The organism is Stenotrophomonas sp. LC732 (assembly GCF_052446685.1).
Lineage (GTDB): Bacteria > Pseudomonadota > Gammaproteobacteria > Xanthomonadales > Xanthomonadaceae > Stenotrophomonas > Stenotrophomonas muris.
In genome coordinates this window covers 2828740-2841437 of sequence record NZ_CP199214.1, presented here as the reverse complement: position 1 = coordinate 2841437, position 12698 = coordinate 2828740, and the positions used below count along the sequence as shown (strand labels likewise).

Here is a 12698-nt window from a genome sequence, read left to right as displayed (position 1 = left end):
CTGGCCCGTCCTCGTCATCCCACGCTGCGGGCAAGGGAGTATCGTTGGCGCAGCCGCCAGCCCGGGAAGCGACACCCTGCCAGCCGCCGCTTCCCTTTCCCCAACTGAAGTAGTGCGGAGTTGATGCAATGAGCAGAGCTGCAAGCAAGGGTTTCAGAATCGAACACGACAGCATGGGCGAGCTGCAGGTGCCTGCCGACGCCCTGTGGGGCGCGCAGACCCAGCGTGCCGTGCAGAATTTCCCGGTGTCGGGCCAGCGCATGCCGCGCGGTTTCATCCGTGCCCTGGGCCTGGTCAAGGGCGCTGCCGCCGGCGTCAACGCCGAGCTGGGCCATCTGCCCAAGAACGTGGCCAAGGCCATCCAGACCGCTGCCGCCGAAGTGGCCGCCGGCACCTGGGACGCGCAGTTCCCGATCGACGTCTACCAGACCGGTTCTGGCACGTCCTCGAACATGAATGCCAACGAGGTCATCGCCACCCTGGCCAACCGTGCCGGCAAGGCGGGCAAGACCGCGGTGCACCCCAATGACCACGTCAACCAGGGGCAGAGCTCCAATGACGTGATCCCGACCGCGTTGCGCGTATCGGCGGTACTGGCGGCACATGAGCAGCTGCTGCCGGCGCTGGTGCACCTGCGCAAGACCCTCGACAAGAAGGGCCGCAGCCTGCGCAAGGTGGTCAAGACCGGCCGCACGCACCTGATGGATGCGATGCCGCTGACCTTCGAGCAGGAGTTCGGCGCATGGTCGGCACAGCTGGCCTCGGCACAGGAACGCATCGAAGACAGCCTCAAGCGTGTGCGCCGGCTGCCGCTGGGCGGCACCGCCATCGGTACCGGCATCAATGCCGACCCGCGCTTCGGCGCGCAGGTGGCCAAGGCGTTGAAGCAGCAGACCGGGTTCAAGTTCGACAGCGCCGAGAACAAGTTCGAGGGCCTGGCCGCGCAGGATGACGCGGTGGAACTGTCGGGCCAGCTCAATGCACTGGCGGTGGCGCTGATCAAGATCGCCAACGATCTTCGCTGGATGAACGCCGGTCCGCTGGCCGGGCTGGGCGAGATCGAACTGCCGGCGCTGCAGCCGGGCAGCTCGATCATGCCGGGCAAGGTCAACCCGGTGATTCCGGAAGCGACGGTGATGGCCTGCGCGCAGGTGATCGGCCACCACACCGCGATCACCGTGGCCGGGCAGACCGGCAACTTCCAGCTCAATGTCACCCTGCCGCTGATCGCGGTGAACCTGCTGGATGGCATTGGCCTGCTGGCCAATGTGTCTCGCCTGCTGGCCGACAGCGCGATTGCCGGGCTGAAGGTGCGTGAGGATCGCGTTGCCGAAGCATTGGCGCGCAACCCGATCCTGGTCACCGCGCTGAACCCGATCATCGGCTACGAGAAGGCGGCGGCGATTGCCAAGCGTGCCTACAAGGAGCAGCGTCCGGTGCTGGATGTCGCGCTGGAGGACAGCGGCCTGGATGAAGCCGAGCTGCGCCGCCTGCTGGACCCGGCCGCCTTGACTGCCGGTGGCATCCACGCGGGGGGCGGTGGCGGCGGCGGTTGATCTGCCGGTCGTAGGGCCGAGCCCATGCTCGGCTGCTTCCTGGACCTGGGCCGAGCATGGGCTCGGTTCTACAAGAGGAAACGCCGCCCAGGGGGCGGCGTTTTTTCAGCGACGGTCGGCGACGATGTTGCCGAAGGTGTCGGTGTAGTCCTTGAACTCGGGGATGCGCTGGACCAGGTCGGCCGGGATCACTTCCATGCCTTCCGGCGGCTGGATCTTCACCGGCTGCATGTTGGGATCGGCCGGGGCGGCGACCAGGGTGTTCTGGCGCAGCACCTGCAGCTTGCCGAACATGGTCTGCAGCATCTGCTTCTGTGCCTCGTCCAGCGGAATCTGGATCTCGTCCACCTTCATCGAACCATCGCCGAGGATGATGATGTTCGGCGCCGGCGGGCGACGCACAGTGACCATGCCTTCGCTGACGGAGATCTTTGGCTTGCCGCGCTCGGCGCGGTGGTTGCGGTAATCCTTGTCACAGCCGACCAGGCCCAGGCAGAGCAGGGCGGCCAGCAGCAGGAACAACTTCTTCATGGCATTCGGTTCGGGGGCGTCCGGGGCCGCCATTGTAAGCCGGCCGGCGCACGACGGCCGGCAGCGGGGCACCGCTGCCGGCCGGGTGCGCTGATCTGTCACAGGCCTAGCGCTTGACCACGGTGTCCTTGCCGCAGTCGTCGACGTCACTCTGGTCCATCGTTGCGTAGGGCTTGAACGCCGGCAGCTCGCGCGCCAGTGCCTGCTGGCTGGCCAGCATCGCCGGCAAGCGGTTGCAGATGCGCTTGGCCTGGGCTTCGATCTTCTCCGCCTCGGCATTGATCCGCTTCTCGATGCCTTCGCTGTCGCCGCTGAAGATGCCCTTCAGTGCCTCCCCGGCAGCGCTGGCGCCGAGCTTGGCGCCGGCCAGGCCGACATCCATGCCGTCCATCGCAATGGCGACGACGTGGCCGCGGTACTCCAGCAACCGCTGTCGCTGGGCCTCGTTGGCCGGCACGTCCTTGCCGTCGATCAGCAGGTGGCCATCCGGCGTGATCTCCGCACGCGGCTGCTTGTCGGCGGAGATGTTGATGTTGCCCTGGGTGATGTCCTTGCGGGCATCAACCATGGCCTCCTTGACGGTCTGGCCGACGCCGCTGGTGGCTTCGGCGACGCTTTTGCCGACGGTCTTGTCGGGCGTGGAAGAAGTGCCGCCGCAGGCGATCAGCGGCAGGCACAGCAGGATGGCAGGCAGCAGGCGCAGCAGGTTCATGGCAACTCCCTCGAATTGGTCCGGTGGCGGTTACTTGTTGCGGGGCAGGGTGACCGTGCCGCCGACGTTGCGGTGGCCGACATCGCCGCTGCCGCTGTGGTCGACGGTCAGGCTGCCGCGCACGCCGTCGACCTGGATGTCGCCCGAACCATGGCTGCGCACGTGCACGTTGCCGCCGATGTCGGACAGGTCGACATCGCCCGAGCCGACCACGCCGACCTCGACGTTGCCTTGCACGCGCTTGAACCCGATGTCGCCGGAACCGACCGTGTCCAGCCGGGCGTTGCCGCGGACATCGCTGATCTTCAGGTCACCGGAGCCGACGGTGCCGGTGACCGCATCGCCGCCGATGTTGCGCGCCTTGACGTCGCCGGAGCCGAGCGACAGCAGGTTCAGCGAGCCGCCACCGTCGATGTCCAGGTCACCCGAACCCACCGCTGCGTGGACGCTGCCGCGGGTGCCGCGAACGATCGCGTCGCCCGAGCCGACGTCCACGCTCAGCGATTGGGCGTTGTCCACGCTGGCATCGCCGGAGCCGACCTTGAGCTGCAGGGGCAGGTTGTCGGGCACGCTGCCGCGGATGTCGAGCCACGCATAGCTGTTGCCCAGGCTGATGCCGCTGTGGCGGCCGTCGCGGCGCAGGCTGACGACCAGCTTGTCGCCTTCCCTGCGCTGGTCCAGTACCAGCTGGTCCAGCCATTCCTGGCTGGAGGCGCAGGCGCGGCCATCGAGCTGGCCACCGCCCTTGCTGGCGACGACCTTCAGGTCATGCTGGTTCACCTCCAGCACCACCGCCTTGGCGCCGGCCACATCCAGCTTCAGCGTGCGGGCGGCGGTGAACTTGCAGTTCGGAGCATCGGCGGCCAGCGCCGACAGAGGCAACAGCAACAACGCAGAACAGGCGAGCAGGGAACGCATGGGTGGTGCCTCCGGGTGGATGGAATCAGATCTCGCCGGCGCGCTTGCGCAGGCGGATGGCGAGGACGATGAACACGACACCGACGGCGGCACCGATCCATAGTTCCGGCATCGCCAGCGACTTCAGCTGCGAGGCCGGCGACATCAGGCTGACCACCGATTCGAGATCGCGACGCGTGCCTTCCTCGGCGCTGAGGCGATACACCAGGTCGGTGCCCGGCACGCCGCCCAGCAGCAGTCGGCCAACGATGTTCTGCCAGAACCAGCCGGTGGTCAGGCCGATCAACGGCATCACCTTGGTGGTGCTGACAATGACGCCGGCGAACAGCGGCAGCATCACCGCCCACAGGAACGGTTTGGTACGGGCCCAGGCCGAGCACAGCAGCAGCCAGCCGGCGGTGGGCAGGGCCCACAGGGCGTAGACCGGAATCCAGGCCAGGTGACCGGCGGCCAGGGTCAACGGGCTGGCCGGGCCCCAGATCAGGGTCATCGGGCTGCCACCGTGCATCAGCGCGACGATGCTGATCACCAGCATGAAGCCGAACATGGTGATGATGCCGGCGATCACCGCGATCAGCGGGGCCACGACCAGTGCGCTGATCACCTTGGACAGCACGGTCTGGGTGTCCGACAGCGGCAGCGACTTCCAGAACAGGATGCTGCGGTCGCGACGGTCGTCGTACAGGGCGCCCAGGCAGTAGAAGAACACCACGAAGGCCAGCACCAGGAACGGCCAGGCCGAGCTGAGCACCAGGGTCAGGTCGAGGCCGTTGCCGAGGTCGGCCAGGTCCTTGGCGCTGATGTCGCGGGTCAGCAGGGCCAGGTCCAGGCCGTTGATGTTCACGCTCTCGCCGTCGACATGCAGTGCGCCGTTGCGTGCTGCACGGTTCAGTGCAAACAGGCCGAAGGCGATGCCGACGGTGCTCATCACCAGCGAGATCAGGCCGGCGATCAGCGGCGCATACAGGAAACCGCCACGGTTCTCCCAGTACTCGCGCTTGAGCAGCCAGCGCAGGGTGCCCATCGGGCTGACGGGGTGGTTGACGGCAGTCATGCGTAGGTCCCCTTCATGATGGCGACGAACAGATCGGCCAGGCCCGGGCTGCGGGTCTCGCCAAGGGTGGAGAGCTGGGTGCGCGGCACACCGTCGAACAGCATTACGGTCTTGCCGAACGTCAGGCTGCGCTCGTCGATCGGCTTCAGCGCACGCGCGGTCTCCAGCTGGTCGGCGTTGACCAGAAGCTCGGTGTAGCGCTGGCCGACATCGTCCATTTCTGCATCGAGCACGATGCGACCATCACGGATGAACATGACGTCGCTGAGGATGTGCTCGATCTCCTCCACCTGGTGGGTGGTGACGATGATGGTCTTCTGTTCGTCGAAATAATCTTCCAGCAGGCGCTGGTAGAACTCCTTGCGGTACAGGATGTCCAGGCCCAGGGTGGGCTCGTCCAGCACCAGGATGCGCGCATCGATGGCCATCACCAGCGCCAGGTGCAGCTGCACGATCATGCCCTTGGACAGTTCGCGCACGCGCTGCTTCGGCTGCAGCTTGGTGTTGGCCAGGAAACGCTCGCAGCGGGCACGGTCGAAGCGCGGATGGACACCGGCGACGAAATCGATCGCTTCACGGACCTTCAGCCAGCGCGGCAGCACGGCGACGTCGGCAATGAAGCAGATGTCGTTCATCAGCGCGTCGCGGTGCTGCCGCGGGTCGCGGCCGAGCACGCTCAACTCACCTTCCACCGAGGTCAGGCCGAGGATGGCCTTCAGCGCGGTGGTCTTGCCGGCGCCGTTGGGCCCGATCAGGCCGACGATGCGCCCGCTCGGAATGCTGAAGCTGGCATTGTCGAGGGCCACGGTGGTCTTGTAGGCCTTGCGCAGGCCTCGGGCGGTGATGACCGGTTCACTTGCAGTGCTATTCATCAGACTTTCCCCTGGGGCAGCAATTCGTCGAGGCTCAGGCCCAGGCGCTGGATGCGCTCCAGCACCGCCGGCCATTCTTCATTGAGAAAGCGCTCGCGCTCGCTGCTGCGCAGCTGCGTGGCCGCCTGCTCGGTCATGAACATGCCCAGGCCGCGGCGCTTCTCGACCAGGCCTTCATCGGCCAGTTCCTGGTAAGCGCGCGAAACGGTGATGGGGTTGAGCTGGTAGTCGGCGGCCACCTGGCGCACCGAAGGCAGGGCATCGCCCGGCTTGAGGATTCCGTCGAGCATCATGGCGATCACGCGCTCCTTCAACTGACGGTAGATGGGAGCGCCGTCGCTCCACTGGATGTCGCTCATATTCAGCTCCGTGGGGTCAGCGGCTGTGCGAACGAGAAATACGGCATGGACAGGGAGCTGTGCAGCCGACGCGGGGGAGAGGGGGAGGGATCGGCGTTCCCGGCCGGCGAAACGGATGCATCCTGCGCACTGTCGGCGGAGGCGGGAGCGGTTGGCATGGCCAGCCAGGCCAGCACGATCAGGGTCGAAACGGCAGCGGCCGCGGGTGCGGTGAGGTTGCGACGGATCCGGGCGTTCATGGCTCCCCCTGTCTCAGGTGACTGGTGTTGTATGCAACTATAACACCGGCACGCCCACGTGCAACCCCTTGCCGTGCCCAACTGATGGCAGGGGTGGTCAAACCGCTGAAATATCCCCTTATCCCCTTGATTGAAAAGGGAAACGGAATTGTCGTGCGGGCCGATCACGCCCTGCCTTCCATTCAGCGTTGTCCATGCTATGTCATCCCTGCGCCGTTGAGGGTGGGTCCTCCCGGGAAAGGCCACGCCGCGCAAAGCCGCCGGCGCCCGCCGCAACAAGGGGCAACCGAGCCCGGTGCTATAGTTCGGCCGATTCCCGGCCGCTATCGGCCGGCCCTGTGAATGGCTACCGCGGACTGCTCTCGATGCCCCTGCCGACCGTTGTTCCGCGCCGACTGCGCGGCCTGTCCCTGTTGACCCTGCTGGTGGCCGGCCTGGCCGGTTCCGCCCATGTGCTGGCGGCCGATCTGCTGGACCTGGACTATCGCCCGCTGGCAAGCAAGCAGCAGGTCAACCTGCAGCAGCGCTACCACGGGCAGGTGCTGCTGGTGGTCAATACCGCAAGCAAGTGCGGCTATACCCCCCAGTACGAAGGCCTGGAGGCGCTGCAGAAGCGTTATGCCGGCCGCGGCTTTGCCGTGCTGGGTTTCCCGTCCAACGATTTCAAGGGCCAGGAACCGGGTGACGAGAAGCAGATCCAGGATTTCTGCACGCTTACCTATGGCGTCAAGTTCCCGATGTTCGAGAAGGTGCACGTCGTCGGTGCGGAGGCCACGCCGCTGTACCAGCGGTTGACCGCAGCCACCGGCGTGGCGCCGGGCTGGAACTTCCACAAATATCTGGTCGGCCGCGATGGCAAGGTCATCGCCCAGTTCGCCAGCAAGGTGGCGCCGGACGATCCACAGCTGACCGCCGCCATCGACAAGGCGCTGGCCGTCGCTCCTACGCATTGATATCCGGCACGGATGCCTCGACATCGACGGCATGCGTGCGACAATGCTTCTTTTCGCGCCGACGTCGGCGCCCAGACACTTCCAGGAATGCAGCGAATGAAGATGGGAATGCGCGGCGCCGCGGCGTCGGTTCTGATTCTGGCGATGGGCACTTCGGGTGTCGCTCTGTCGCAACAACCGGCTGCCCCCGCAGCCGCCAAGGAGACCGCAACCTTGAATTCCCCCAAGCAGAAGCTCGGCTACGCCATCGGCCTGGACGTCGCCAAGTCGTTCACCCCGATCGCCGATGAGATTGATGTGGCCGCGCTGCGCACCGCCGTGGAACGTTCGTTCGAAGGCCTGCAGCCGCAGATCACCCAGGAACAGGCCAAGGCCACCGATGCCGCACTGCGCCAGGTCGTGATGGCCCGCAGCGGGCAGCAGGTGCCGGGCATGGCGCCGGGTTCGCAGCCGCCGAAGGTCGACCGCGTCAAGGTGTCGCAGATGATCGGTTCCTACTCGGTCGGCCCGTCGCTGGCACAGCTGAAGGACGACATCGATGTCGCCTCGCTGTTTGACGCGATCAGCACCGGCCTGAGCAAGGGTCAGCCGAAGATGACGGAAGCTGACGCGACCGCCACCATCCAGGCGTTCATGGGCAGCAAGCAGGCCGAAATGCAGGCCAAGGCCGCCGCTGCCGCGCAGACCAACCGCGAGGAAGGCAATGCGTTCCTGGCCAAGAACAAGACCCAGCCGGGCGTGGTAACCACCCCGTCGGGCCTGCAGTACCAGGTCATCCGCCCGGGCAGCGGCGAGCGTCCGCTGCCGAGCAGCAAGGTGCGCGTGAACTACGAAGGCAAGCTGCTCAACGGCACCGTGTTCGACAGCTCCTATGGTCGTCAGCCGGCCGAGTTCGGCCTGGACCAGGTGATCAAGGGCTGGACCGAAGGCGTCGCGCTGATGCCGGTCGGTTCGAAGTACCGCTTCTGGATCCCGGGCGAGCTCGCCTACGGTGAGAACGGCACCCCGGGTGGCCCGATCGGCCCGAACGCGACTCTGACGTTCGACGTCGAGCTGCTGGGCGTCCTGCCGTAAGCGACCACGGAGCCAGCACGGACATGCGCGTTGCGATTTTCGGTACCGGTTACGTAGGGCTGGTGACCGGTACCTGCTTGGCCGATGTCGGCCACCAGGTGGTCTGCGTCGATATCGACCAGGCCAAGGTCGATGGCCTCAACCAGGGCATCATCCCGATCTATGAGCCGGGCCTGGAACCGATGGTGAAGGCCAATCACGCCGCGTCGCGGCTGACGTTCACCACCGATGCCGCAGCCGCGATCGGCCACGGCCAGGTCGTGTTCATCGCTGTCGGCACGCCGCCGGACGAGGATGGCAGCGCTGATCTGCAGTACGTGCTGGCCGTGGCCCGCACCATCGGCCAGCACATGAGCGTGCCGACCGTGGTGGTCAACAAGTCGACGGTGCCGGTGGGCACCGCCGACAAGGTCCGTGCCGCCATTGCCGCAGAGCTGGCGGCACGTGGCGCCGACATCGCCTTCGACGTGGTGTCCAACCCGGAATTCCTGAAGGAAGGCGACGCCGTTGCCGACTGCATGCGTCCGGATCGCATCATCATCGGTGCGACCAGCGCCGAGTCGGTGGCGGTGATGCGGCGCCTGTATGCACCGTTCAACCGCAACCACGACCGCGTGGTGGAAATGGACGTGCGTTCGGCCGAGCTGACCAAGTACGCCGCCAACGCGATGCTGGCGACCAAGATCTCGTTCATGAACGAAATCGCCAACATCGCCGAACGTGTCGGCGCCGATGTGGAGCAGGTCCGCCAGGGCATCGGCTCGGATCCGCGCATCGGCTGGCATTTCATCTACCCGGGCGCCGGCTATGGTGGCTCGTGCTTCCCCAAGGATGTGCAGGCGCTGGCCCGCACCGCGCAGCAGGCCGGCCTGGAGCCTAAACTGCTGAACGCCGTGGAAGCGGTCAACGATGCGCAGAAGGGCCATCTGTTCGCCCTGGTCCAGCGCCATTACGACAAGGGCGAGGACGAAGGCGTGCGTGGCAAGACCTTTGCCGTGTGGGGCCTGGCATTCAAGCCAAACACCGACGATATGCGCGAAGCCTCCAGCCGACGCCTGCTGGCGCAACTGTGGGAAGGCGGTGCGACGGTGCGTGCCTACGATCCGGAAGCGATGCATGAGGCGCAGCGCATCTTCGGTGAACGCGATGACCTGGTGTTCTGCAGCAATGCCAACGAGGCGCTGCAGGGCGCCGATGCACTGGTCGTGGTGACCGAGTGGAAGCAGTTCCGCAGCCCCGATTTCCAGACGCTGCGCGAGCAGTTGAAGGACGCGGTGGTGTTCGACGGCCGCAACCTGTACGAGCCGGCGGACGTGGAAGCAGCGGGCCTGGCGTATTACGGCATTGGCCGGGGGCGCTCGCTGCATGTCTGATCTGCTGCCAACCGAACGCGAGCAGGCGCTGGAAGCGCGCCTGGTCGAACTGGAAATGCGCGTGTCCTTCCAGGAACAGGCGCTGGCCGAACTGAGCGATGCGCTGGCCGATGCCCGCATGCAGGGCATGCGCAACGCCGACGTGCTGCGCGTGCTGCTGGAAGATCTGGGCAAGGTCCGCAACGCGCTGAATTCTTCCGATCCGGCGAGCGAACCGCCGCCGCCGCACTACTGATCCGAATCCTATGAGCGATACCCTCCGCGACCAGCTGATGGGCCTGGGCTTCAAGCCTGCGCCCAAGCCAGAGCGCAAGAATGATGGCCCCCGCCGTGACGGCCGCCCGCAGGGCAAGGGTGGCAACGGCAATGGAAAGCCGCAGGGCGCTGGCAAGGGCGAGCACAAGCCCGGCCAGCGTCGTGGTCCTGGCCATGGCGGCCCGGGCAAGCCCGGCCATTCGCGTGGCCCGGGCCAGCAGGGCCCGCGCAAGCCGCGCAGCGCAGAAGAGATGGACCTGGCCAAGGCCTACGCCATCCGCGCGCAGAAGGAAAAGGAAGAGCGCATCGAAACCGAGCGCCTGAAGCAGGAAGAGGCGCGTGTGCGCCGCGAGGCCAAGGCCAAGCTGGAAGAACTGCTGAAGGACAAGGGCCTGAATGCCGAAGCGGCGGACATTGCCCGCCACTTCCCCTACGGCGGCAAGATCAAGCGCATCTATGTAACCGCCGAACAGCTGACCGCGCTCAACGCCGGCGAGCTGGGTGTGGTCCAGCTCAATGGCCGCTACCTGCTGGTGACCGCCGAGGTGCTGGCGCAGTGCGAGGCGGTGTTCGCCGCATCGGTGGCGCTGAAGGTCGATCCGAATGCGCCGGCCGAGGAAGATCCGTACGCGGACCCGCAGTACCAGGTGCCGGACGACCTGGTCTGGTAAACGCGTGACCGCCGCGGGCGCGCTGCCGTCGCGGCCGTGGGGGAAGGGATGACCGCTGATCCAAGCCGTGGCTACGTGCCGCACATTGACGGCCTGCGCGCGATCGCCGTGCTGGCCGTCATCGTGTTCCACCTGGACCCGGCCTGGTTGCCAGGCGGGTTCACCGGCGTGGATGTGTTCTTCGTCATCTCCGGTTTCGTGGTCAGCGCGTCGGTACACCGGCTGCCGCCGCTGTCGCTGGGGCAGTCGATGCTGCGCTTCTATGCGCGCCGCATCCGTCGCATCGCGCCGGCGCTGTTGGCCTGCCTGTTGCTGACTGCCGTGGCAAGCGTGCTGTTCATTCCCGAGTCCTGGCTCAGCGAAGCCAGTGACAGGACCGGACTGATGGCGTTCTTCGGCTTCAGCAACTGGGTGCTGGCAGCGATCGGCAACGACTATTTCGCACCCAGGGCCGAATTCAATCCCTACACCCACACCTGGTCGCTGGGCGTGGAAGAGCAGTTCTACCTGCTGTTCCCGCTGCTGTTCCTGGCTTGGGCGCGCGGTGCACGCGGGCGCTGGATCAGCCTGGGCCTGTTCGCCCTGGTCAGCATGGCGTCGCTGCTGCATGCGGCGGTGCTGGGTCTGCGCGAGGCGCCGCCATCGTGGGCGTTCTATGCCACCAGCACCCGCCTCTGGCAACTGGGGGTGGGCGTGCTGCTGTTCCAGCTGCTGCATGTGCGCGAATCGCTGGACCCGGCAACCGGCCAGGCACTGAAGCGCGCCGCGCCGGTGTTCTCCCTGCTGGCCATGGTGGCGCTGGGCCTGCTGGGGTGGGCGTTGTGGTCCGCGCGTGCCGGGCGGTCACCGTGGCCTGACGGCGTGATGCCGGCCTTCGCCACCGCGGGCCTGCTGTGGGCGCTGCATCATCATCCGCAGGCATGGGTGGCGCGCCTGTTGGCCAGCGCCCCGATGCGCCGTATCGGCCAGCTGTCGTACTCGCTGTACCTGTGGCACTGGCCGGTGTTCGTGCTGATGCGCTGGACCTTGGGCCTGCAGACACCCTTGCAGATGACCGCCGCGATGGCGTTGGTGCTGCTGCTGTCATGGCTGTCGTGGCGCTGGGTGGAACAGCCGTTCCGCGGCACGTTGGCGCAGCGCCTGCGTCCCGGGCGTTGGGTGCTGGCCGGCGCGGTCGTACTGCTGTGCGCCGCCGGCATCCAGACAGTGCTCTACCTGCAGGCGCCGCGGCTGTCGTTGAGTACGGTCAGCCGGCATCCGGCCGATTGGTACCCCAATGGCAAGAGCGTGGCCGGTGACTATCCCGAGTGCGCACTGGTGGTCGCCAAGCATCGTTTCGAAGGCGGTAGTGCGCGCACCTTTGCGCGTGGAGACTGCGACCGCCCGCTACCGGTTGGCGCGCCGAAGCGGGTGTTCGTTGCTGGTGATTCGCATGCGATGGCTTACATCGAGCTGCTGCAGCGACTGGCCCTGGAAACCGGCTCGGCGGTCTCCCTCTATGGCCGCGGCGGATGCCCGCAGGTGAGCCTGCAGAAGTGGCGCGGTGCCGGTGCCGGTTGCGCTGATTTCGACGCCGCGGTGTTCGCCGATATCGTGCGGCGTGCGCAGCCGGGGGATGCCGTGGTGCTGGTGTCGTTGCGCGTGCCACGCCTTTCCGATCAGTTCGTGCTGTTCGATGCGCAGGCGCAGCTGGCGGGCGAACTGACGGCAGAGGCCGCGGCAGGACGCGACGCCGAAGTGGCCGAGGCGGTCGCGCAGTGGAGACCCCTGGCCGAGCGTGGCGTGCGCATCGTGCTGGAGGCGCCCAAGCCAGTGCTGCCAGCGCCGCCCTATCGCTGCTCGGACCGCTTCAATGCCCGCAACGAGGTCTGCCGCAACGGCCTGGACAGCACGCGCATCGCGATGGAAACGTTGCGGGCACCCATGCTGGGCAGCCTGCAGCAGGTGGTCGATGGACTGCCAGGTGGCGTGCTGTGGGACCCGATGCCGGTGCTGTGCGACGACGCGTTATGTCCAGCCCAGCGCGATGGGCGGCCGCTGTTCTTCGATGGCGATCATCTCAGTGCGCATGGCAACCGGGTGCTGCTGCCCTCGCTGCAACAGGTGCTGTTGCAGCGCTGAGCCGGGCAGG

General features: G+C 66.7%; 14 protein-coding genes. 7 read left to right on the top strand and 7 right to left on the bottom strand.

Annotated features, from left to right (window positions below; all coding sequences use genetic code 11):
• Nucleotides 1-128 precede the first annotated feature (128 nt).
• Nucleotides 129-1556, top strand: coding sequence for a class II fumarate hydratase (locus tag ACT6SE_RS13645; RefSeq protein WP_032962093.1), 1428 nt, complete (start codon nucleotides 129-131; stop codon nucleotides 1554-1556).
• Between the two features lie 105 nt (nucleotides 1557-1661).
• Here ACT6SE_RS13645 and ACT6SE_RS13640 read toward each other — a convergent pair whose 3' ends face one another.
• From ACT6SE_RS13640 to ACT6SE_RS13610, 7 genes are all read right to left on the bottom strand, one after another.
• A complete protein-coding gene (locus ACT6SE_RS13640) occupies nucleotides 1662-2087 on the bottom strand; it encodes a hypothetical protein (protein ID WP_014647695.1) in 426 nt (141 codons plus the stop codon).
• Nucleotides 2088-2193: 106 nt separating this feature from the next.
• A complete protein-coding gene (locus ACT6SE_RS13635; RefSeq protein WP_014647694.1) occupies nucleotides 2194-2799 on the bottom strand; it encodes a hypothetical protein in 606 nt (201 codons plus the stop codon).
• A gap of 30 nt (nucleotides 2800-2829) precedes the next feature.
• Nucleotides 2830-3717, bottom strand: coding sequence for a GIN domain-containing protein (locus ACT6SE_RS13630; RefSeq protein WP_046431582.1), 888 nt, complete (start codon nucleotides 3715-3717; stop codon nucleotides 2830-2832).
• 25 nt (nucleotides 3718-3742) lie between these two features.
• The gene (locus ACT6SE_RS13625; RefSeq protein ID WP_046431579.1) at nucleotides 3743-4771 is read right to left on the bottom strand and encodes an ABC-2 transporter permease; all 1029 of its coding nucleotides are present in this window, start codon (nucleotides 4769-4771) and stop codon (nucleotides 3743-3745) included.
• On the bottom strand, nucleotides 4768-5643 hold the full coding sequence (locus ACT6SE_RS13620) for an ABC transporter ATP-binding protein (protein WP_014647691.1): 876 nt from the start codon (nucleotides 5641-5643) through the stop codon (nucleotides 4768-4770). The genes ACT6SE_RS13625 and ACT6SE_RS13620 overlap by 4 nt, the downstream gene beginning before the upstream one ends.
• A complete protein-coding gene (locus ACT6SE_RS13615) occupies nucleotides 5643-6002 on the bottom strand; it encodes a GntR family transcriptional regulator (protein WP_005410261.1) in 360 nt (119 codons plus the stop codon). The genes ACT6SE_RS13620 and ACT6SE_RS13615 overlap by 1 nt, the downstream gene beginning before the upstream one ends.
• A gap of 2 nt (nucleotides 6003-6004) precedes the next feature.
• The gene (locus ACT6SE_RS13610; protein ID WP_014647690.1) at nucleotides 6005-6241 is read right to left on the bottom strand and encodes a hypothetical protein; all 237 of its coding nucleotides are present in this window, start codon (nucleotides 6239-6241) and stop codon (nucleotides 6005-6007) included.
• Nucleotides 6242-6606: 365 nt separating this feature from the next.
• Between ACT6SE_RS13610 and ACT6SE_RS13605 the strand changes: the two genes are divergently transcribed.
• The 6 genes from ACT6SE_RS13605 to ACT6SE_RS13580 all read left to right on the top strand — a co-directional run bounded on the left by ACT6SE_RS13605 (nucleotide 6607) and on the right by ACT6SE_RS13580 (nucleotide 12688).
• Entirely contained in the window at nucleotides 6607-7194 is a 588-nt protein-coding gene (locus tag ACT6SE_RS13605; RefSeq protein ID WP_046431575.1) for a glutathione peroxidase, read from the top strand.
• 96 nt (nucleotides 7195-7290) lie between these two features.
• Nucleotides 7291-8268, top strand: coding sequence for an FKBP-type peptidyl-prolyl cis-trans isomerase N-terminal domain-containing protein (locus ACT6SE_RS13600; protein ID WP_032962085.1), 978 nt, complete (start codon nucleotides 7291-7293; stop codon nucleotides 8266-8268).
• Nucleotides 8269-8291: 23 nt separating this feature from the next.
• Nucleotides 8292-9641 carry a UDP-glucose dehydrogenase family protein gene (locus ACT6SE_RS13595; protein ID WP_032962083.1) on the top strand — a complete coding sequence of 450 codons (1350 nt, stop codon included), beginning with the start codon at nucleotides 8292-8294 and terminating at the stop codon, nucleotides 9639-9641.
• Nucleotides 9634-9876 carry a SlyX family protein gene (locus ACT6SE_RS13590; protein WP_005410256.1) on the top strand — a complete coding sequence of 81 codons (243 nt, stop codon included), beginning with the start codon at nucleotides 9634-9636 and terminating at the stop codon, nucleotides 9874-9876. Before ACT6SE_RS13595 ends, ACT6SE_RS13590 begins: the two co-directional genes overlap by 8 nt.
• 10 nt (nucleotides 9877-9886) lie before the next feature.
• A complete protein-coding gene (locus tag ACT6SE_RS13585) occupies nucleotides 9887-10567 on the top strand; it encodes a DUF2058 domain-containing protein (RefSeq protein WP_046431573.1) in 681 nt (226 codons plus the stop codon).
• 48 nt (nucleotides 10568-10615) lie between these two features.
• Nucleotides 10616-12688 carry an acyltransferase family protein gene (locus tag ACT6SE_RS13580; RefSeq protein WP_046431570.1) on the top strand — a complete coding sequence of 691 codons (2073 nt, stop codon included), beginning with the start codon at nucleotides 10616-10618 and terminating at the stop codon, nucleotides 12686-12688.
• Nucleotides 12689-12698: the final 10 nt, after the last annotated feature.

Excerpts from the sequence above, each read along its gene's own strand:
- ACT6SE_RS13620 (WP_014647691.1), bottom strand. The coding sequence starts at position 5,643 with ATGAATAGCACTGCAAGTGAACCGGTCATCACCGCCCGAGGCCTGCGC.
- ACT6SE_RS13630 (WP_046431582.1), bottom strand. The coding sequence starts at position 3,717 with ATGCGTTCCCTGCTCGCCTGTTCTGCGTTGTTGCTGTTGCCTCTGTCG.
- ACT6SE_RS13635 (WP_014647694.1), bottom strand. The coding sequence starts at position 2,799 with ATGAACCTGCTGCGCCTGCTGCCTGCCATCCTGCTGTGCCTGCCGCTG.
- ACT6SE_RS13610 (WP_014647690.1), bottom strand. The coding sequence starts at position 6,241 with ATGAACGCCCGGATCCGTCGCAACCTCACCGCACCCGCGGCCGCTGCC.
- ACT6SE_RS13625 (WP_046431579.1), bottom strand. The coding sequence starts at position 4,771 with ATGACTGCCGTCAACCACCCCGTCAGCCCGATGGGCACCCTGCGCTGG.
- ACT6SE_RS13595 (WP_032962083.1), top strand. The coding sequence starts at position 8,292 with ATGCGCGTTGCGATTTTCGGTACCGGTTACGTAGGGCTGGTGACCGGT.
- ACT6SE_RS13605 (WP_046431575.1), top strand. The coding sequence starts at position 6,607 with ATGCCCCTGCCGACCGTTGTTCCGCGCCGACTGCGCGGCCTGTCCCTG.
- ACT6SE_RS13580 (WP_046431570.1), top strand. The coding sequence starts at position 10,616 with ATGACCGCTGATCCAAGCCGTGGCTACGTGCCGCACATTGACGGCCTG.
- ACT6SE_RS13600 (WP_032962085.1), top strand. The coding sequence starts at position 7,291 with ATGAAGATGGGAATGCGCGGCGCCGCGGCGTCGGTTCTGATTCTGGCG.
- ACT6SE_RS13640 (WP_014647695.1), bottom strand. The coding sequence starts at position 2,087 with ATGAAGAAGTTGTTCCTGCTGCTGGCCGCCCTGCTCTGCCTGGGCCTG.
- ACT6SE_RS13645 (WP_032962093.1), top strand. The coding sequence starts at position 129 with ATGAGCAGAGCTGCAAGCAAGGGTTTCAGAATCGAACACGACAGCATG.
- ACT6SE_RS13585 (WP_046431573.1), top strand. The coding sequence starts at position 9,887 with ATGAGCGATACCCTCCGCGACCAGCTGATGGGCCTGGGCTTCAAGCCT.
- ACT6SE_RS13615 (WP_005410261.1), bottom strand. The coding sequence starts at position 6,002 with ATGAGCGACATCCAGTGGAGCGACGGCGCTCCCATCTACCGTCAGTTG.
- ACT6SE_RS13590 (WP_005410256.1), top strand. The coding sequence starts at position 9,634 with ATGTCTGATCTGCTGCCAACCGAACGCGAGCAGGCGCTGGAAGCGCGC.